Genomic DNA, 20762 nt, shown 5'->3' on the forward strand with positions numbered 1-20762 from the left:
CCTTCAACTACGACGGCTAAAGGAGGTCGTCAATCACGGCCCCGGTCGCCTCTCCACCCGGGTGCACGACTTGGACGTCGTGCTCGACCTCGACACTCGCGCGGTGAGACACACGACCACCCCTGAAACCAGTGGACTTGCCGTGCACATCTCCAGCGCGCGCCACCACTCGGACACCACTGGTCGGCCGGTCCTCACCGACGAAGGTGATGCGTCGCCCGTAGACGTCTTCGAGAACGGCACGCAGCCTGCCGAGGTTGCGACGCAACCGATCGTCCTGACCGTCGATGAGCTGCTCGTTCTCGGCATAGAGCCCCAGCAGCTCCACTAGCGAGTCCAGGCGCTCAGCACGCTCAGCAGTCAGACGCTCCAGTTCGAAGTCCAGCGGGTTCCCTGGGTCCCCGACGACCACGGCAGGCACCACCTCCGGTGGGCGCTCTTCATCGGCGTTCCGCCGCGCTGCCCGCCGGTCGAGAACCACCTCGGCACGTCGGTACAGGAAGCCGATGGCCTGGGTGAGAGCGGAGGTGGCTAACACTGGGAACGCGAACGCATCGCTCAACGTCAATCCCCCCTCGTGATCCACTCCGCACCCTTCAGTAACGGTACGGAGGCGCATGTATTCATAATGCGACGATCGCTGCTCACGAAATGAGCGAGTTGCTAGAGATGACCTAAACATGACGTCGATGTGAAAAGCGGAATGTGCTCTGCGAAGTGAGCCGTGCCTGCTGGAGATCCAGTCACAGCCTGCGCATTCATCCGCTCCCAGACCTTGCTAGGCGGTGCCTATGGGCAGCAAGAACGTTCCTGGAGCTATGCCCCTCTTCCATGTGGTTCGACCGAAAGCCGACTGTTGACAGCGATTGCACCCACAAGATGGCATGCGCTGCAAAGCCGACAGAGTCCAGGGTGAGTTGTTCAGTCATGGCCCTACCGCGCTCGGGCCTTCACTTCGGGATCCCCCCCCTGGGCCAGCCTCCGCTGATGCTTCACCGTCGAGTGCTGATAGATCAGCTGCGCCCTCTCCGAGGACTGGCCGGCGCGGGCCATGGGATCCTTGAGTTTGGCGCCGGTGTCAGCGGCGAGGGTGTTGCCGGTGAGGCGGAGATCGTAGAAGCGGAAGTTGCTCGGCATGCCGACCGTGGTCCGGGCCTTCCGCCACTTGCGGCCGAAGGTCGAGCGGCGGAATGGGGCACCCCTTAAGTCATACGAGACGACTGCAACCGCCCGCCACGGCAAGCCTGCCCACCGAAAGGCCGAGGGCCCAGAAAAGGAGCTCGAAAGCTACCCGAACGACGGCAGTAGCCGGAGCAGGCCCGGATCGAACTCCTGAAACGGTGCTCCAAGAGCGGCGACGACTCCACCCGCTGCGGCCGCTACGCTCGGACTTGCGAGCGAAGCCGCCCGACTCATGACGAACCACCGAGCCCACGTCGTACCCGTTGCGCTGGCCCTGGCCAATCCACCATGACAGCGAGAGGTTTGACTCGACCCGTCGGCGTTCGAAGACCTGGACCATGTCTTCCACACACTCGTTGACGACTTCTGCGACGCAGACGAGCCAGAGCGGTACCTCGGCGTCAGCCTCCGAAGCGACGAAGAGGTCGTCCTGATGAGAGAGCGCCGGTGACGCGCTCAACGCCGCGGCGGCCGAGGCGCCCAACGACACCGACGCGGAGTACCTCCAGGCATCTGCTGGCCAGAGGTCATTGCCATCGCCGGACGCCTCGCTCAGGTCATGCTTGCGAACGACCTAAGGGAACTTGCCGTGCTGCTCGACGACGCGCGCCGCGCCAGACCCGACAGGGACGCCGAACCGGCAGACGCGACCGGGGCCACCGGGTAGAGGCCCGAACGCTGACCGGGGACAGCCGCCTAGAGGGCTGCACACCCCAGCCACACGGAGATCGCGGGCGCCCACAGCGAGGCTGCCCTGCCGGTGAGTTCGGACCGGCTCACCGCCCCCGTCGCAGGCACCTGGCACCTGGCACCTGGCACCTGGCACCTGGCACCTGGCACACCATCAGCCACCCAACTCCCCTGCCCAGACAAGTGGTTGATGTGATTCCGCACGAACCCGCTACCGCGAGCGATCACGCGAATGGCACGATCAGCGCGGCTTACTCATCTTGTGCCCATCTCCCGAAGAAAGTGTGAACTTCAGCAGATGCGAAGATCCCTCGGCGCGGCGCGCCGAACCGCCGGTGCGGCCGTGCTTTCCGTGGCCACCGCTCTCACCGGATTCGCCTTCCCCACCACCGCGCAGGCCGCCGTGACCTGCGCGGCCGGCGTGTGGAAGGCCCAGTACTACGCCAACACCGCCTTCTCCGGAACCCCGAAGTCCACCGTCTGCGACACCTCCATCGCCGAGAACTACGGCACCGGTGACCCCGCGGGCGTCACCCTGCCGCGGGACAACTTCGGTGTTCGCTGGAGCACGACGCGCGACTTCGGCTCCGGCGGCCCCTTCGACCTCACCGTCTCCGCTCAGGACGGGGCGCGCGTCTACCTCGACGGGGTCCGCAAGATCGACCTGTGGCGCAACGTCACCTGGGACCAGAAGAAGACGGTCCGCCTCACCGTCCCGCGCGGGAACCACACCCTGCGCGTGGACTTCGCCGCCTACACCGGCACCGCCAACATCGCCTTCGGCTACAAGCCCGTCATCGGCGCCACCCACGACAAGACGGCACCGCTGACCCCGGCCGGTCTGAAGGCCACTTACGCGGCCTCCACCCTGAAGACGAGCCTGTCCTGGTCCCGCAACCACGAGATGGACCTGGCCGGTTACCGCCTCTACCGCCGCACCGGCAGCAACGGCGCCTGGAGCCTGCGCAACACCACGCCGCTCACCGGCAACACGTACACCGACGCGCCCCCGGCCACCGGCGCCACCTACGAGTACGCCCTGCGTGCCGTCGACCGCTCCGGCAACCTCTCCCCACTGACTTCCGTGGCGCGCGTCGTCAGCACCGACAAGACGGCCCCTGCCACCCCCACCGGACTCACCGCCGCGTACGACGAGTCCGCCGGTGCCCGGCTCTCCTGGTCGCCGGTGAGCGGGGCCGGTTCCTACGAGGTGCAGCGATCCCTCGCACCCGAGGGGCCGTTCTCCTCCCTCGGCGTCCCCACGCAGAGCGCCGCCCTGACCGACGTCAGCGCCACCGCGGGCTCCACCTACCACTACCGGGTGCGAGCCCTGGACGGCGCGGGCAACAGCTCGCCGTACTCCGCGCCCTTCCGGCTCGACGTGCCCGAGGCACCCGAGGCCAAGCCCCTGCCGCCGGCGAATGTCTCCGCCAACGGCTGGGTCGACCGCAACACCGTCGGCTGGCGGTACGACGGTGACGCGGCCCACCGCTTCCACGTCTACGCCGCCGAGTCGGCCGCCGGCCCGTGGACCCGGCTGACCGAATCCCCGGTCACCGGCCCCGCCTACGACGACTTCGCGGCGCCCGTCGGGCAGGTCCGTCACTACCAGGTCAGGACGGTCACCGCGCTGGGCACGGAGTCGGACCCGTCGGCGACGGCCTCGGCCACCCGCACCGGCGACGTCACTGCGCCGCACATGCCGTACGGCCTGGACGCGTGGAACGGCACCGATGGCGTGCACCTCTCCTGGACGGCCAACACCGACGACACGGATCACTACCTCGTGATGCGCAAGCCGATGTTCGGCGCGTGGGAGCAGATCGCCGTGGTGCGGGACGCCAAGTACCTGGACGCCGCCATCCCGGCCGACGTGCAGTACGGCTACACCGTCCGCGCCGTCGACGCGGCCGGCAACGTCTCCCCCATGCCCGAGCCCGGCTACGGCACCGTCTACGGCAAGCGCCTGCCGGTCCACGAGAAGCCCGCCGCGCCCGCCTCGCTGACCGCGACACCCGAGAACGGCAACGTCAAGGTGGAGTGGACCGCGAGCACGTCGACCGATGTGGCCGGCTACTACGTCTACCGCACCACCTCGTCGGACCCCACGTCGGCCTACGCGGTCTCCCCGCTCATCACCGGCACGACGTTCACCAACGAGAACGTGCCCGCGGGCAAGACCTGGCACTACGTGGTGCGCGCCGTCAGCACGCGCAGCCTGTGGTCCGACTTCTCGCCGATGGCTCAGGTCACCATTCCCTGTCCGCCCATGACCGCACCGGCCACCCCCCGGATCACCGGAGGCGGCAGGGGCGCGGACTACGTCCGGCTCAACTGGGAGGTCGGCGCGTGCGATCAGGGTGCCACCGTCTCGTACAACGTCTACCGCTCCACGTCCGCCGCGGACGTCTTCACCCCTGAGCGCCGCATCGCTTCGGGCGTGACGGCTCTGACGTACACGGACCCGGCCCTGCCACGGGCGTACTACTACTACGTCGTCACGGCCGTGGCCGCCGACGGCACCGAATCGGCCCCGCAGGCCAAGCCGTTCGAGATCTCACTGATGGCACCCTGACGCCCGGTTCGGTCTCGTGGGCCCGGTTCGGTCTCATGGGCCCGCGTCGTCCGGACGCCCTCGTGCGTCCGGGCGGCGCGGGCCTTCGTCCGTCCGGGCGGCGGGGGCCTTGACCTCGACCTTGCTTTAGGTACAACACTCGGGCACATGAAGACCGCAAACAGCACCGCAAACAGCAGCACCATTCTCTTTCGCAACACCATGCGCATCACCGACGGCCACCTCGACGGCTTCCGGCATGCCATCGCGCAGGCCGTGACATTCGCTCAAGAGCACGGTCCCCAGCTCATGGTGGAGGTGTTCATCGACGAGGAGAGGATGCTGGCGCACAGCTTCCAGCTCTACCGCGACTCCGACGCCATCCGCACCCACTGGCGGCTGTCGGACCCGTACATCCGCGAGGTGATGGAGCACTGCACCGTGCAGCACTTCGAGATCTTCGGCGCACCGGACCACGACATCGTGGCGGCCCTCAAGACCCCCGACGGCGAATCCTTCCCCTTCACCGTCTCGCCCCGCCTCGCCGGCTTCAACCGTCTTGAGACGCCTGGTTGGGAGGGGTCGCCCTCCTAGACGACCGTCCGCCCCCACGACAGCGGGATGATGGCCACATGCGCATCCGCATCGACGCAGTCGACCTGCCCGGCCTCACCTGCCCCGCCCCCGCCGACAGCAAAGTGCCCGTCTACGACAACATCCACGTCGCCGTGCAACGCCGCGACCGTCCGGCCGAACTCCTCGAGCCACAGCCCGGCAACGCGCCGTCCGCGACATGGACCCTGGAGTGCACCGCTAGCCCCTCGCCGACCGGCACCGACATCAAAGGCCCGTACGTACAGAACCGCCTGGGCCGCCGGTTCATCTACCTGTCGTGGGGCACGGTCGACGAGTCGGGCACCTTCTCGATGTTCCGCCGTGCCAAGCTCATGCTCGATGTCATCCCCGCCGACCTCCTCGCCACCGCCGCACGCGAGGGCCTCCTGGTCGGACGCCTCGGCCTGACCGACGCCCAGGGCGGGCCCCTGTGCGCACGGGTCGAGCCACCACACATCACTTGGACCGCCGTGCGCGCCGACTAGGGAGGCACGTGGCACGCACCCCGACACGGCGGGTCAGCAGTACGTGGCCGAGCGCATGGCAGGCGTCCTTCGTGAGTAACTCGCGGGGATTTACGGGGAGTTCGGAGTGAGGTCGCCGGTGAGGTCGCGGGCGGGCAAACCTGAAATCACGGAATCTGCGCAAGAGCATCACACGGGATACGCACAGGCTTGCGGAAGCGTCGTTACCGTTGCTGGCTGCTCGATCAAGCGTGCGTACCTGACCAGGCCGGGGCCCCAACGGGCCGACGGTACAAAGCGATTCAGGAAGACCGTAGATGGACTACTGCTCCGCGTGTCGTCGGCATCTCAACGGAGCCCTGGTGTGTCCCGGGTGCGGCGCCTACGCCCCCGACGTGGCTCCGCCCGCAGCCGACGGTCACACCGCGCCGGTCTGGGGCACGCTCGCGGCGACGGCGTCCGAGCCCGGCAGTCCTCTGCTGCCCGACAGCTCTCTCCACGACGGTCCTCTGCCCGACGGTTCTCTCCCCGGCAGCCCTGCGCCCGACGACGCGTCCGCGGACGTCGATGCGAGCGCGCCCGCCGAGATCGAGCAGGTACGGCCCGTGGGGACCGGAAGGGCGGCGCGGCGGCGTCAAATGGCGCGGTGGAAGAAGAACAAGCGACGGGCCGCTGTGGCGACCGCCGTGGCCATCGTCGGTGGCGGGCTGACCGTCGCCGCGCTGGACCGGCAGTCCGCCGACCGGGCCCAGGCTGCCAGCGCACCGGACAACCGGAGCATGGATCTGGTGGACGAGCGAGCGCCCGAACGTGCCGTACCGGCACCCGAATCGCACGCCGACGACCGGACGTCGCGTCGTGCCGGTGCCAACGGGGAAGGGGAATCGCGGGACGCGGCCCCGGTGCGGCAGCAGCAGCGGCACTACGCCTCCGCCGAGCCCCACGCCGCACGGACTGCTCCCGCCACGGCGCCGACAGCCCGTAAGACCGCCACCGACTCCGACTCCTCTCGCTCCACCGAGGCATCACACCCTGCGCCGCGGACCACCGCTCAGGCTCAGCCTCCCGCCGCCGCTCCCGCCGACAGCGGCGGTACGGCGACACCGGCGCCCACCGCCCCGGCTCCCACCGGCAACACGGGCGCGAACGCGCCGCAGGACGAGACCGCGACGCCTCCGACCTCCCCGTTGCAGATCTGCCTGCTCGGGCTCTGCATCGGCTGACCGGGGCTCGACCACCGGCCCGCGGTACCTCTCGACGACCGCGACCACGACGGGCGCGGCGTGGCCGTCTCGACCGCGACCGGCCCCGGGTGGAAGCATCTCCACCCGGGGCCGGTCGCCGTCAGGAATCTCTCAGCTCGCCGTCAGGTCTCTCTCAGCTCACCGTCGGGTACCTCTCAGCTCACCGTCAGCTCACGCCACGCAGCTTCCACTGCTGGTTGGCCTCTCCGCCGCAGGTCCACTGGACGAGCGGGGCCCCGTCGCCGCTTGAATTCCCTGAGACATCAAGGCACTTGCCGCTGCTCCGGGAGATCACCTGCCGATAGCCGTCACCCGTCTCCGTCAGCTTCCACTGCTGGTTCGTCTGGTTGCCGCAGGCCCACTGGACGACCGCGGCACCGTCGGCGTCCGAGGCGTCCGCGACGTCCAGGCACCTGCCGCTGTTGAGGTTGATCAGCTTGACGTACCCGTTGCCCTGGTCGGCCACGGTGAACCGCTGGTTGAGCTGAGGGCCGCAGGTCCACTGCACGGCCGCCGCGCCGTCGGTGACCGAACCCCCGGGGATGTCCAGGCACTTGTCGCTGCTCTTGGAGACCAGTGTGCTGAGGTCGCGGCCGCCGTCCTCGCAGCCGGTGAAGTCGCAGCCGGGGACCCAGGGCGTCTGGCCGGACTCGTAGGCGCCCAAGTCCGGGGCGGCGCCCACGTATCCGTCCGTCAGGCCGTCGACCGGTGTACCGGCGTCGACGGCGGGCGAGGTCGACCGGATGCTGTAGTCGCCCTTGTCGGCGGCGGTGTACTGCGGGTCGGGCTCCTTGCCGTTCAGGCTGCGCGTGGTGACCAGGCTGTGGCTCTCGTCCGGAGTGCCGCCCGGGAGGTAGTCGTACGTCCGGCCGTCCGGGTGGGCGCCGTCGAGGATGTTGTTGCGCAGCACGGTGTTGGCCACGTGCGAGGCGTCGGCGTAGTAGTTGAAGATGGTCGAACCGGAGCCGGTGACAAAGGTGTTGTTGACGATGCTGCCGGTCAGGTAGGGCAGGTCCTTGCCCGACTGGGTGAACCCGCCGTGCGAGATGCCGGTGCCGCCCCTCAGGTTCCAGGCGACGTTGTGGTCGACGTTCACGTCGTAGCTGCCGTTGTCGAAGTGGAAGCCGTTGGCTATCTGGGCCGAGTCGTGGATCCAGTTGTGGTCCATGCGGGTGCCGGTGTATGCGGTGTTGCAGCAGGTGTAGACGGCGCCCAGATCAAAGTTGATCTTGGCGAAGTCGTACATGTCGTTGTAGGCGATGCGCAGGTTCTTGTAACCGGCGTTGGGATAGGCGTTGGTGTTCATGTTGACGACGTCCCGGCCGGTGGAGCGCATCGTGTTGTGCGTGATCTCCACCCCGTTCGCACCCACCTCCAGCGCCACCGCCGCGGTGTACGTGCCGCCGTACGCCACGTCGCTGATGAGGTTGTTGTCGATGACGTGGCCGGAGCCCTTGACCGAGATGCCGTTGCCCATCGAGTACCGCAGGGTGCTGTTGCGCACCGTGTTGTCGGCTCCGTGCAGCAGGATTCCGCTGTCGAAGTGGTGGTTGGCGTCGTAGACCCCCGCGTACGGCAGGCCGGTGTCGTACTGGGAGGTCTGCCAGGTCGACAGGTACTCGGCCTTGATGCCGTCCAGGACGTTGTGGGTGCTGTTGTCGTCGGTGGTGAGCGACGTGGCGAACAGCTTGATCCCGCGGACCGTGATGTGGCTGCGGTCATTGAGGTTGAAGCCGTAGTTGCGCTTCTTGGCGGTGATGTCGGTGGGCGCCTTCCCGTCCGGGGCCCACATGAACAGTTCCTTCGCGCCCGCGTCGTAGTACCAGGCGTTGGGGCCCCTCAGCAGTGACTTCTTGCCGACCAGACGGAACTTGGTCGAGTTGCCGCCCGGCGAGACATGGCCGTCGCTGCCCGGGAAACTGAGATCGAGCACCTTGTTGCCGCCGCTGAGATCGCCCTTGGTGACACTCGCCGAGTTGGCCACCCAGGAACCGGCCATGTACACGGTGGCCCCGGTCATGTCCCCCAGGTCGGGGAAGTCGTCGTAGGTCAGGGTGCCGCTCAGGACCGCGGTGCACGGCGGGGTGGCGCAGGTCTCGCCGGAGCCCGAGCGGGTGGACGACCACCCGCCCGTGATGAACGACTGGTCCCACGGATCGCTGGAGGCCGCGGGGAAAGCGGCCTCCGGCACGAGGGCGCCGGAGGTGAAGACCTGGTTGGCCCACAGGTCTTCGTTGGACGGGTACTGCGTGGAGCTGTACGGAGCGTCGGCGGTGCCGGCCAGGGTCACCTTCGCCTTGTAGATGCTGCCGCTGTCGAGGCTCCAGCCCGTCACGGTGTCGGTGCCGTCGACGGTGACGTCCGCTCCGGGTTCCGAGGCGAAGGTGACGGGGGCGTCGGCGCTGCCCGACACCCGCGGGGTCACCGTCTCCCGGTAGGTGCCGCTGCGGATGAGGCAGGTGTCGCCCCCGACGGCGACATCGGCGCACTTCTGGATCGTCTTGAAGGGGTTGGCCGACGAACCCGGGCCGGTGTCCTCGCCGTCGGGCGAAACGTAGTACGTCGTCCCGGCGGTGGCCCCGGCGGCCCCAGCGGCCGCCGGTGTCGGCGCCGCGGCGAGGACGACCGCGCCCACGGTGAGAGCGACTGCCGAGATCAAGGTTCTTCGGTCGGGCGGAGCAGTGGGGGAAGGCATGGCGACTCCTTCAAGAAGCTCAGGGAAGCTCAGAAAGGTTCAGGGAAGTTCAGGGAAGCTCGGGACAAGAAGGCAGGCAGGTACGGGGAGAGGCAAGGAACGAGGCAGGGCGCGGGACAGGGGGCACAGCAAAGGGGGCAGCACCGAGGCAACCGGTGAGCGGCGTGCAAGCGGAAGTGCCGACAGAAGTGCGAGCAGAGACGGTGTCCCGAGCCGTCTCGACGTCACACTTCATGTTTACGTAAACATGTTTGCGTAAACATTCCACCGCAGACTGGTTGCCGAAGGTCGGGCCAGTGCAGCACCTGCCGAAACCGGCTGTCAAGACCCGTGCAATGCGCCCGATCGCGTGCGGAGTTGACGCCCTTCGCCTCTCGTCGCCCGCTCAACGACCACGGCCCGGGTCGGGGACATGGTCCCCGACCCGGGCCTTCGCACTGTCAGGCCGACCGGCTCCCGCGTGCCGGAGCCGCGCGCTGAACCGCCCTCGCCTGAACCGCCTTCGCCTGAACTCCCTGTATCTGACCTGCCGTTACTCGGTCGTGTGCGTGGGGTAGACCTCGACGTCGGTGTACGCGCCCTTGATGTCCCCTGCGCCCGCGGGCCACTCCAGGGTCACGCTGTGGGTCTCGTTCGGGGGCGTCACCAGGATGTTGGTCGGGTCCGCGAGGCTGTCGCCGGAGCTGTCGATGTCGTAGGCGAGGTTGAAAACGGCGGCGTCGCCGGGCTTCAGGGTGGTGATGCGCGGCTGGGCGTTGCCGCGCCCGATGGGGTTCGAGGTGTTGTCGGCGTCCTTGATGTCCACGCCCGCGAAGCCCGTCGCCGAGCAGGTGGTCGAACCCCGGTTGATCATGGTGATGTCAATCCTGCCGGACTCCTCGTCGGGCGAGGCGTCCCTGGCATCGATGGCCAGGTCCTCCGTCTTGCAGAACTTGACCTTGCCACCGGTCTCCGTCGCGCCGTCCGCGGAGTCGGCGCCGTCGCCGGAGCCCGGCTGCTCATTGCCACCGGCCTGCGAGCCGTCGGAGCTGGAGCCGCCCTCCGGCTGCACGTCACCGTCCGACTTCGCGTCACTGTTCGAGGACGAGGAAGACGAGGACGAGGACCCCTTGGAGGACGAGTCCTTCCCGGAGTCGTCGCCACAGGCAGTGAGCGAGAGGGCGGCGGCGACGCCGAGGGCGGCGAGAGCGGAGAGGCGGGTGTACTTCTTCACGGTGTTCCCCCCAGAAGTAACGCGGTGCGTGTGGTCTGCAATGTTTGTATCTCGCACCGAGTTACAGGATGTCCCCTACGCCGTCTTCGTTCTGTCACAGGCGTATTGACCGCACGAGGCGGGCCGGAGGACGGGTGAGCCCCCTCATGGCGTGACGCGTCCCGCTCGCGATGCAGGGCAGGCGTGAGCACGCGGAGTGGGGGGGCTCACCCTTGCACCGAGTCAGCCCGTCGGCAGCTGCGATCCGCGTTCGTCGTGGTCGAGTTCTGTGCTGTATCGACTGTCGATCGGACTCCGGACGTGGAGCGCCCGTCTCCTGATCCTCAGAAGTCGCGCGACGCCGCTCGGGCCCTCGCCGCCAGCGCGTACGGATCCCCGACCGGGGTGACGGCGTAACGGCGGTCCGAGGCGATCCAGTCGGATTCGTGTGCGTACCAGTCGATCTTCTCCGGCTGGGTTCCCGTGGTGAGTGCCCGGTCCAGTGTGGCGAAGTAGCGCTTCCAGCGGCCGTGGTAGAAGTCGCCGAGCAGGCCCTGCCAGCCGCGGTTGCAGTAGTCGTGCAGGTCCGCCTCGGAGAGCGCCTTGTTGCCCCAGGTGGTGAGGACCTGCTTGGCGTCCGCGACGAATGCGCGTTGTTCGTCGGCGTCGGCGCCCGCGGCACGGGCGCTTTCGATCCACGGGCCGAGGAGGTAGGCGGGGACCGTGCCCACGAGTTCGTCCGTCAGGAGGATCAGGTCGAGCCAACGGGACGTCAGCTTGCGGAATTCCGGCAGGTCCTTCGCGTCGTAGGCCGCCTTGATCCTCGGGAGGAGGGTGCGGCTGCCGTTGTCGAGAACCTGACGGGCGACGGAGACGAGGTCGTACCGGTACGCGGTCGAGGAGCGCAGCGGGCCCGGCACGGCGAGGAGGTCGTCCAGGGCGGTGGCGAACCTGGCCGCGTCGTAGACGATTTTCGTGGGTGACCACGCGGCGGCGGTGGTGACCGTCAACGACGGCCGGGCGTGGAAGAGGCTGTCGTGTGCCTCGTCGAAGCCGGTGGCCGGGAGGGCGTACGCGGTGGCGCCCATGGTCCGCCAGGCGCGTTCGGCCGAGATGTTCGGGGCTCCCACCCGGCGCCGTGCGTAGTCCGAGAACCAGCTCGGGAGGTCAACGGGCCCGTCCCGCCAGGCCAGTTCGCCGAAGAACTCGAGCGGAAGCGCGTCGCCGTGGCCCGCTTCGGGTGACAGGGCGGTGCCGCGCACCCCGCTGCCTTCCTTGCCCAGCCACTCGAAGTAGCGCGTGTTCCACACGCCGAGGTTGCCGCCCATGGTGGTGTGCCCGCCGAAGTTCCACACCCCGCCGAAGGAGTACGGGGTGCGGCCCCAGAGCTCTTCGCGCGAGGAGTCGGGGAAGCGGTCGGACTGGAAATCGACGATGAGAGAGGTGTCGGGGTCGAGCTTGCCGAGCAGTTCTCCGCGCGGGTTGTCCTGCCAGGCGTGCATCTCCCAGACGGCACCCGGGCGGGCCGCCTGCAGGGCCTTCTCGATTCCGGCGGCCGCCTCGTCCAGCGGGATGGTGACCTTGCCGCCCTCCGTGAACGGATTCATCGCGTACATGTCCGCGGTGCCGAACAGGTCTTCCTGGATGGCGTAGAAGCGGGCCGCCACACGCTGGTAGAGGTCCGTGCGCGGGTCCAGCCAGGAACACATCTTCTGCGAGTACCAGGAGCCCCGGTCGAGGACGTTGGCGCCGGGGTTGCGCTCGGCGAAGTCGTCCGGGACGAAGCCGACGAAACCCGGGATGAGGGGTCTCATTCCGAGCTCCCGCATGCGGGCCAGAATCCGCCTGCCCAGGGCGACGTACCGGCGCTGGGAGGCCTCGGAGATGCCGCCGTCCTCCAGCGTCCAACCGCCCTGCCACATACCGGCCGCCAGGTGGGCCGGCGGTGGGGTCCAGCGCAGGACCTCGGCCCGGCCGTACCCGAACTCCTGCAAAGTGCGGTGCGCGACGTCTTCCATGCCGATGGGCATGAAGACCTGGTTGAAGCCGTGCGCGGCGAGGACGTCGAGCTCGCGCTCCCACTCGCGCCAAGTCCAGTGCGGTCCGGTGTAGTCCGTCCAGATGTCGTTGCCGAAAAGGCGGTTGGCGACGTTGGCGCTCCTGGTGAGGGGCGCGCGCGGCCGCGGCAGCCGTGCCGGAAGGGCGAGTTGGTCCCCGTCCCAGCCGATCGAGCAGTGGGCCACGTACTTGAGGTACCAGTTGAAGCCGGTGAGCAGCACGGCGACGCTGGTGCCCTCGATGACGATGCCGCCCGAACAACCCTTGATACGGAAATGCTCGCGCCCCGGATCGGCGGAATCCGCGCCCGGCGCCGAACGGGCGGACACGGCACGGAAGTTGATCTGGTCCGCCACGCGCGAGCCGGCCAGCCGGGCGACCGCGGCCGAAGCGGGCGCGGTGTCGAACGCGCCGTCGGCCGACAACTCCCGCGGCGGCGCGTCCACGGCATGGGCCTGCGGAATTCCGAACACCCCGACCGCCGTTGCGGCGGATCCGGCTTTGATCAGATCACGACGTTTCATGCGTGCTCCTGTTCGGAGTTGGTCGGAGAGGTGGTTCTCGCGGCCCGGCCAGGAAGGTCGGGGGTCGCGAAATGTCAGAGACGCACGAGGTATTCACGTGTACGCCCCGAACATCCCCAAACATTCCGGTGTGGCCCCCTACCTGCCATGGACGGATCTCAACTGCCCTTGGACAAATGGCCACTTGTGCATGTCGTCGAACCGTCCGGCGCCGGACCGGCGGAGGCCTCGGCCGTCACTCGCCGACGCTGACCACGCTCTTCTCCCGCCGTGCGCGTTCGGCGGCCCAGACCACCAGATGCGAGGCCAGGGTTTCCTCCGGGCCCGAGCTGATGAGGGAGCGGTCACCGGTGCGCAGGGCGGCGGTGAACGCGCGGATGAGTGCGTTGTCGGCGCCCCCGTGGCCGTCGGCGGCCGACGCGCCGCCGTCCGGGTCCAGGTCGAAGGTCTGCACGGTGTCGGTGAGGAAGTCGTGCAGCGTGATCGTGCGGCCGTCGCCCTCCAGGGACCCGTGGGTACCGAAGACGCGGGTCTTGCGGAAGTCCAGGGCGGTGAAGGCGGTCATGGTGAAGGAGGCCGTCGCGCCGCCTTCGTAGAGCAGGTTGACGACTTGGTGGTCGACGACGTCGTTGCGGCCGGAGTAGACGCAGACGCCGTAGGGGCCCTCGGCGAGCGCCCTGCGCAGGCCCTCGGGTGAGACGTCTTCGGTGAGTACGCCCAGGGGCCACTTCTCGTGGACGGGGTCGCCGAGGAAGCGTTCGTAGATACGGACGGCCGAGTAGGCACAGGTCCGCTCGACGGGGCAGGTCACACAGCGGTCGCCCGCGCCGTCCGGCCGGTTCTCGGGCCGGAAGTGCTGGAGCCCGCCGAAGGAGGAGACCTGGGCGACGGGCTTGCCGAGCAGGTGCCCCAGCCAGTCGATGTCGTGGCAGGACTTGGCCAGCAGCATCGAGGAGGACTCCGCCTCCACCGCCCACTGCCCGCGTACGTAGGAGTGCGCCTGGTGCCACCAGCCGACGGGCTCCAGGTGCTCGACGCTGACGATCTCCCCGATCCGGCCCTGGGATATGAGTCTCTTGAGTTCGAGGGAGTACGGGGTGTAGCGCAGGACATGGCAGACGGCGAGCAGGACGTCGTTGCGGACCGCGGCCTCGACGATGCGGCGGGCCTCGGCCTCCGTGGGTGCCATCGGCTTTTCCAGGAGCAGGTGGTAGCCGAGGTCCGCGCAGGCGAGGGCGGGTTCGGTGTGCAGGCGGTCCGGTGTGGCGATGACGACGGCGTCCGCGAGCCGGGGCCGGTCGGTGAGCTCGCGCCAGTCGGTGAAGAGCCGGTCCTCGGCGATGCCGAACTCCCGGGCGAGTGCGGCACGGCGGGCCGGGTCCGGGTCGGCCACGGCGACCACGGCGGCGAGACCTTCCTCATGGGCGATGCGCGCATAGGAGGCGCCGCGTGCTCCGGCGCCGATGATGGCCAGAGTGACGGTCATGTGTGTGATCCCTATTTCACGGCACCCTGGAGGATGCCCTTGATGAAGTGACGCTGGAAGAAGAGGTAGAGCAGCACGATCGGCGCGATGACGATGAGCGTCCCGGCGGACAGCAACGGGATGTTCTTGCCGAACTGCTGGACGAACTTGCCCAGTCCGGCCGGTGCGGTACGCATCGACGGATCCTGGATGAGCACCAGGGCGAGCAGGAACTGGTTCCACGCCCACATGAAGTAGAGGAGCCCGAGGGTCGTCAGCGCGGGTCCGGCGGTGGGCAGCAGGACCCGGGTCAGGGTGCGCCAACTGCTCGCGCCGTCCATGGCGGCGGCCTCCGTGAGTTCCTTGGGCAGCGAGTCGAAGTGGCTGCGCATCCAGAAGACGCCGAAGGGCATGAACAGGCCGATGAGTGGCAGGATGACCGCCCAGTACGTGTTGAGCAGGCCGAGGTCGCGCAGGTCGTAGTAGAGCGGGATGACGATGGCCTCGTAGGGCAGGGCCATGCCGAGCATCAGAAGGGCGAAGAGCGGGCCCTTGACGCGCAGTTGCATGATGGACAGGCCGTAGCCGGCCAAGGTCGCCAGGACCAGCGCCACCGGGACCACGCCGAGCGCGATGACGGCGCCGGATTGGAGCAGCGCGCCGAAGCCCGCCGTGCTCCAGGCGGTGGCGAAGTTCTCCCAGTGCGGATCGGAGGGCCATTCCAGGCCGGGCGAGAGGTTCGTCTCGGGCTGGAGGGCCGCGGACACCAGGGCGAGGAACGGCAGCAGCACGGAGGCGGCGGCCAGCAGGAGGGCGAGCCGGGGCAGTTGTCTGGTCAGCATTCAGCGCTCCCTGGTGAGCCTGTTGAGGACGAACATGGCCAGGCAGGTCAGCAGTGAGAGAACCGTCGCGAGGGCGCAGGCGGTGCCCACCCGGCCTGCGGTGAAGACGAGTTGGTAGACCTGAACGCCCGGCACCATGGTCGAGTAGCCGGGACCGCCGCCCGTCATCACGTACACGACGTCGAAGCTGGCCAGAGCGGCGATGACGGTGACGGTGCTGGCCACGCCGATCTCACGGCGCAGGCCGGGCACGGTGATGTGCAGGAACTGGCGCAGGCGGCCCGCGCCGTCGAGGGACGCGGCCTCGTACAGGGACGGGTCGATCTTCCCGATACCGGACAGCAGCAGCAGGAAGCACAGGCCCGTGGAGACCCAGGTCCCGATCAGGCCCACGGAGGGCAACGCCCAGGTGAAGTCGCCGAGCCAGGCGCGGGCGAGGCCGCCGAGGCCGACGGCCCGCAGGAGTTGGTTGAGCGGGCCGTCCTCGCCGTAGATCCATTTCCAGACGACGCCGACGGCGACCAGGGGAAGGATCTGCGGCAGGAAGATCACGGTGCGGATCACCGGCATGGCCCGCCAGGGCACGGTGGAGACGAGGGCGGCGAGCACCAGACCCAGGCTCAGCGGGATCACCGTGTAGAAGAGGACGAACACGAAGGCGTGCACCAGAGCGGAGCGCAGGGCGGGCTCGGTGAAGACGTCGACGTAGTTGTCGGCTCCCGCCCAGGTGGCCACCCCGATGCCGTTCCAGTGCCAGAACGAGATCCATACGCTGTGCACCCAGGGCGCGATCACGAAGCCGAGGTAGAAGACCAGCGCGGGCAGGACGTACAGGAGCGGGACCAGGCGCTGACATCGCGCCCCGAGGCGGCGGGGCGCCACCACGGGGCGGGGCGCGGACCCGCTTCGGCCCGTGGTGGCGGAGGCGGCCCGGTCGTTGCGGACCAGGACATCAGCCATGGCTCCGGGCCCATTCGTCCTGGATCGCCTTGACGAAGCCGTCGGTGTCGGTCCTGCCCGCCAGCAGTTCCTGGGTGGTGGCGGTGAGCTTGTCGTTCATGGTGGCGGTGGCGTTGTTGTTGAAGCCGACCAGGCCGTTGTCCTTGTCGACGTGCGTCCACGCGCCGACCACATCCGCCATGAGCGTGCCCTTGGCGGGCCGGGCGACGGAGATGTCCGCGGGCATGAAGCCCGCCTTGAACTGTTCCTTCGAGGCCTCCGGCGAGTGGAGGAAGTCGAGGAAGGCGGCCGCGGCGTCCGGGTGTTCGGTATTGGAGGAGATCGCGTAGGCCACCGAGGTACCGATCGCGGTGGCCCTGGCGCCCGGGAAGGCGAAGAAGCCCGCGTTCTTGCCCAGCTTCTGACCGATCTTCGCGGCGTCCCAGTTGCCGTCCACGAAGAACACGCCCTGGCCCTTGGTGAACTTGTCGACGGCGCCCTGCAGATCGGTGCCGTTGGCGCCCTTGGGCAGGTAGCCCTTCTTCGACCAGGCGGCGACCTTGTCGACGGCCGTCCGGTTGCCCCGGGTGTCGAAGGTCGAGCCCTTCCTGCCGAACGTCCACTTCGCCGCGGGGGCGGCGCCGTCCAGGGACTGCCCGATGAGCTGGACGGGGAAGGAGGCGTGGCCCTGCGCGTTGCCGAGCTGGAGCGGGAGCTCTCCGGCCTTCTTGGCCTTGGCGAGCGCGGACTCGAACTCGGCGAGGGTGGACGGCGGCTCGGTGATGCCGAGTTCGGCGGCCTTGGCCTTGTTGTAGTAGACGCCGACCAGCGAGAAACCGGCGGGCGCCGCGTACAGGCCGCCCTCGCCGAGGGTGGTGCCGTCGTCGGCGACCCGCCACTGGTCGAGCTGGCTGCTGGGGTAGGTCCTGTCCCAGCCGTAGGCCTTGGCGTACGGGGTGAGGTCGCGCACCAGCTTGTCCTTGACGGTGGTTCCCACCGCGTTGAGCAGGGCGACGTCGGGTGCCATGTCGGAGGCGAGCGACAGGTTGAGGCTCTTGTTGTAGTCGTCGTAGTTGGTGTCCTGGTACTGGATGTCCACCTGCGGGTGCGCGGCCTCGAACTTCTCGATGATCGCCTTGAGCGCGGCCCCCGACTCCGGAGTGGAGACGAGCTTCAGCGTGACGTTCTCGTCCGGGAGCTCGGTACTCACCGGGCCCGTGGGTTCGGACCCGGCGTCGCTGCCTGAGCCCGGGGAACACGCGGCGGCCGCGAAGGCGACCAGGGCCACACCGGCCAGGGTCTTCGTGATCTTCATGAGCAGGTCTTCCTTGAGAAAGGCGAGAGCGCCATGTGCGAGGATGGCGCACCGGTTATTGCCAAGCGGACGCCAGCTTTAGAAGGAAACTTTCGTAAGACAATGCGTCACGACGCAACTCACGTCAAGAGGGGACGATGAAGACCTCCAAGGTGCTGCCCGGCGGTGACCAGAGCGCGCTGCGACACCTCAACACCAGTCGTGTGCTCCAACTCCTCTACGAGGACGGGCCGCTCACGATCAACGCGATCTCCCGGGTCACCGGGCTCTCGCGGCCGACCGTGCGCGGGATAGTCACCGCACTCCAGGACGCGCGGCTGCTGCGCACCGACGGTCAGGACTCGGTCGCCACCGGCGGCAGGCCCGCCCAGCGGTACGCGTTCGACCGGGCCGCGGGATGCCTGGCGGGGCTGCACATCGACGCGGACGGCATGTGGCTGCGCCTCACCGACCTCGGCGGCGGCCCGCTGGCCGCCGCGCACCGTGCCCTGCCGGAGAAGGCCGGTCGCGAGGAACGTCTGCGCGCCGCCGCCGACCTGGTGCGCGAACACCTGGCGGAGCAGAAGGCCCCGCTGTGGGCGGTGGGCGCCGGGACGCCCGGCATCGTCGACGCGCAGGGCACCGTTCGCCTCAGCGTGCCCGTACCGGACTGGAGCGGGGTCCGTCTCGCCGAGGAACTGGCAACCCGGCTGGAGTGCCCGGTCACCGCGATGAAGGACACCAACCTGGCCGCCCTGGCCGAGCACCGCACGGGCGCGGCGCAGGGCGTGCAGGATCTGCTGTACGTCCAGATGAGCCGCCGCCTCGGTGTCGGGATCCTGGTCGACGGAAAGCCGTTCACGGGCAGGTCGGGCGGCGCGGGGGAGATCGGCCGCCATCCCGGACTGGGCTGGGAGCACACGCCGGAGAGGCTGTTCGCGGCGTCGGGCTCCGCCCACGACGACCCGCAGGAGGCCGGTGCGCTCACCTTCGCCCGGGCCCGGCACGGCGACGCGCAGGCCGAGCGGGCGGTGGCAGAGTACGCGGGCTCCCTGGCCGACGGCATCGGGGCCATGCTGCTGGCCGTCGACCCCACGGCCGTGGTCCTCGGCGGCAGTCTCGCCGCTCCGGGCGGCGCCCTGGTGCTGGAACCCATCAGGCAGCGCCTCGCGGAGATCGCCTACGAGGTGCCGCCCGTGACGCTGAGCGCCCTCGGCGAGGACGCGGTGGCCGTCGGCGCCGTGGAAGCGGCGCGCGACCTGGTGCGCGGCCGGATGCTGACCATGACGGAGCAGCTCCTGGAGAGCTGAGCGGCACCCCCGCGGCGCTCGCCCCGCCCGGCTCGGCGCGGCGGGCCGCGGGGAACCGTCCCCGCCCGGCCCTCATCGGCGGCCACGGACGCGGGTGGCGAACCAAATGCGACCGGAAGGGTTGACATTCAGCCTTGGCGAGGGGAGATTCACCGGGACATTCGAAGGTTTCTTTCCTTCGTTAGTCGGGAGAGGGCGCGGAGGGTTTCCGCCCGAAGCTCCGCGTCCTGGTGCCCGCCCCCACCTCGTCCCTGTTCCCGATCGCGCCCGGTCGGCCCCGCTGCCGCGGTCGCACGCCGTGCTCCTCGCACGGCGGAAAGGAGTGCCACGGTGAGACAACGCCGCACGCTGACCACTCTCACCCTTGCCGGACTCTGTCTGTCCGTCCTCGCCACGACGGGCACCGGCGCCTCGGCCGCGGACTTCCCGCCCAACCCGACCGGCAAGAGCGGCTACACACTCGACTTCCAGGAGGAGTTCGACGGCACCTCGCTCGACACCTCCAAGTGGCTGCCCTACTACCTGCCGCACTGGGCCCAGAACCGTGAGGACGCCAAGGCGCGTTACACGCTCCAGGACGGCAAGCTCGTCGAACGCGTGGACCCGGACACCCCGGCCTGGAACCCGAAGTACGACTCCACCGTCAAGGTCTCCAGCATCCAGACCTACAACCAGGACTGGTGGCACCGGTTCAACTACTCGATGCCCAACGACCACCACGAGCCGGACTTCAACGGCTACAGCACGCAGTACGGCTACGTCGAGACCCGCGCCAAACTGTCCGACACCGGCGGCGGCGGGCATCAGGCCCTGTGGCTGGTCGGCACGAAGGACAGGTCCAGCGCCTCGAAGAACCCCGAGATCGACATGCTGGAGACCTTCTTCAGCAAGCCCGACACCTGGCGCATCAAGGCGTACGGCTGGGGCGACCCCGACTTCGTCAGCTCCTGGACCGGCCCCGAGGACCCCGTTCCCAGCGGCGAGCCGACGAAGGAGTACCACGTCTACGGCATGGAGTGGACTCCCACCCAGCTCAACTTCTACTACGACAACAAGCTCTACAAGACGATCAACGACTCCCCCAACCAGGCCATGGGCCTGATCCTCGGCATCTACACCGACGCCGGTTCGGGGCAGCACAACGACGTCTGGCCCAAGAACTGGAGCGTGGACTACCTGCGCGTGTGGAAGAAGAACGGCGGCTACGGCGAGGGCTACCAGCGCTTCAAGAACCGTCAGAGCGGCCAGTACATGAACATCGAGAACAAGACCGGCAAGGTGGAGTACGGCAACCCGCCCGCCACCGCGTGGAGTTCGCAGTGGCGCCGCGAGAACACCGACGGCCACCTGCGCTACCGCAACAGATGGACCGGCGAGTACCTGCACACCGAGAACGGCGGCGGCACCGCCCGCTACGGCGACGTCCCCGCGACGTACTGGAGCGGCCAGTGGCAGGAAGAGGTCGCCGACGGCCGCATCCGGTTCAGGAACCGGCAGACCGGCCAGTACCTGCACAGCGAGGACGCCACCGGGTTCGTCCAGTACGGCAACGTGCCCGCCACCCACTGGAGCAGCCAGTGGTCCGCGGAGCCCGGCGCCTGATCCGGTCCGCCCGCACCCGGGCGTGCCCCTCGTCGACGCGGCGAGGGGCACGCCCGCCCGGTCCCCGGCCGACATGCCGCAGTGCCGTCGGC

14 protein-coding genes and 1 pseudogene are annotated in these 20762 nt (G+C 68.9%); 6 read left to right on the forward strand and 9 right to left on the reverse strand.

Annotated features, from left to right (window positions below; genetic code table 11):
* Positions 1-16: 16 nt before the first annotated feature.
* Entirely contained in the window at positions 17-562 is a 546-nt protein-coding gene (locus HUT18_RS15100) for a hypothetical protein (RefSeq protein WP_176101176.1), read from the reverse strand.
* Between the two features lie 371 nt (positions 563-933).
* A pseudogene (locus HUT18_RS15105) lies at positions 934-1203 on the reverse strand (site-specific integrase); the annotation flags it as partial.
* A gap of 967 nt (positions 1204-2170) precedes the next feature.
* Between HUT18_RS15105 and HUT18_RS15115 the strand changes: the two are divergent.
* From HUT18_RS15115 to HUT18_RS15130, 4 genes are all read left to right on the forward strand, one after another.
* Complete coding sequence (locus HUT18_RS15115; protein WP_176101177.1) at positions 2171-4447, forward strand: fibronectin type III domain-containing protein; 2277 nt, start codon at positions 2171-2173, stop codon at positions 4445-4447.
* A gap of 147 nt (positions 4448-4594) precedes the next feature.
* Complete coding sequence (locus tag HUT18_RS15120; protein ID WP_176101178.1) at positions 4595-5020, forward strand: hypothetical protein; 426 nt, start codon at positions 4595-4597, stop codon at positions 5018-5020.
* A gap of 38 nt (positions 5021-5058) precedes the next feature.
* Positions 5059-5526: a DUF5990 family protein gene (locus HUT18_RS15125; protein ID WP_176101179.1), complete on the forward strand. Its 468-nt coding sequence runs from the start codon at positions 5059-5061 to the stop codon at positions 5524-5526.
* 374 nt (positions 5527-5900) lie between these two features.
* Positions 5901-6728 (forward strand): hypothetical protein, encoded by an 828-nt coding sequence (locus HUT18_RS15130; protein ID WP_254878613.1) that lies wholly within the window; start codon positions 5901-5903, stop codon positions 6726-6728.
* 187 nt (positions 6729-6915) lie between these two features.
* Here the strand turns inward: HUT18_RS15130 and HUT18_RS15135 are convergent, their stop codons facing one another.
* From HUT18_RS15135 to HUT18_RS15165, 7 genes are all read right to left on the reverse strand, one after another.
* Complete coding sequence (locus tag HUT18_RS15135; RefSeq protein WP_176101181.1) at positions 6916-9444, reverse strand: RICIN domain-containing protein; 2529 nt, start codon at positions 9442-9444, stop codon at positions 6916-6918.
* 532 nt (positions 9445-9976) lie between these two features.
* Positions 9977-10657, reverse strand: coding sequence for a DUF4232 domain-containing protein (locus tag HUT18_RS15140; RefSeq protein WP_176101182.1), 681 nt, complete (start codon positions 10655-10657; stop codon positions 9977-9979).
* Between the two features lie 323 nt (positions 10658-10980).
* Entirely contained in the window at positions 10981-13218 is a 2238-nt protein-coding gene (locus HUT18_RS15145) for an alpha-N-acetylglucosaminidase TIM-barrel domain-containing protein (RefSeq protein WP_176101183.1), read from the reverse strand.
* A gap of 235 nt (positions 13219-13453) precedes the next feature.
* The gene (locus tag HUT18_RS15150) at positions 13454-14704 is read right to left on the reverse strand and encodes a Gfo/Idh/MocA family protein (RefSeq protein WP_176101184.1); all 1251 of its coding nucleotides are present in this window, start codon (positions 14702-14704) and stop codon (positions 13454-13456) included.
* 11 nt (positions 14705-14715) lie between these two features.
* Complete coding sequence (locus HUT18_RS15155; protein ID WP_176101185.1) at positions 14716-15525, reverse strand: carbohydrate ABC transporter permease; 810 nt, start codon at positions 15523-15525, stop codon at positions 14716-14718.
* Entirely contained in the window at positions 15526-16485 is a 960-nt protein-coding gene (locus HUT18_RS15160; RefSeq protein WP_176101186.1) for a carbohydrate ABC transporter permease, read from the reverse strand.
* Positions 16478-17779 (reverse strand): ABC transporter substrate-binding protein, encoded by a 1302-nt coding sequence (locus HUT18_RS15165; RefSeq protein WP_176101187.1) that lies wholly within the window; start codon positions 17777-17779, stop codon positions 16478-16480. The genes HUT18_RS15160 and HUT18_RS15165 overlap by 8 nt, the downstream gene beginning before the upstream one ends.
* 137 nt (positions 17780-17916) lie before the next feature.
* Between HUT18_RS15165 and HUT18_RS15170 the strand changes: the two genes are divergently transcribed.
* Both HUT18_RS15170 and HUT18_RS15175 read left to right on the forward strand, forming a co-directional pair.
* On the forward strand, positions 17917-19068 hold the full coding sequence (locus tag HUT18_RS15170; protein WP_176101188.1) for an ROK family transcriptional regulator: 1152 nt from the start codon (positions 17917-17919) through the stop codon (positions 19066-19068).
* 330 nt (positions 19069-19398) lie between these two features.
* Positions 19399-20670, forward strand: a complete 1272-nt coding sequence (locus HUT18_RS15175; protein WP_217710492.1) for a glycoside hydrolase family 16 protein — start codon at positions 19399-19401, stop codon at positions 20668-20670.
* The last annotated feature ends 92 nt before the right edge of the window (positions 20671-20762 follow it).

Origin of the sequence: Streptomyces sp. NA04227 (assembly GCF_013364195.1) — a bacterium.
In the GTDB taxonomy this organism is placed as follows: domain Bacteria; phylum Actinomycetota; class Actinomycetes; order Streptomycetales; family Streptomycetaceae; genus Streptomyces.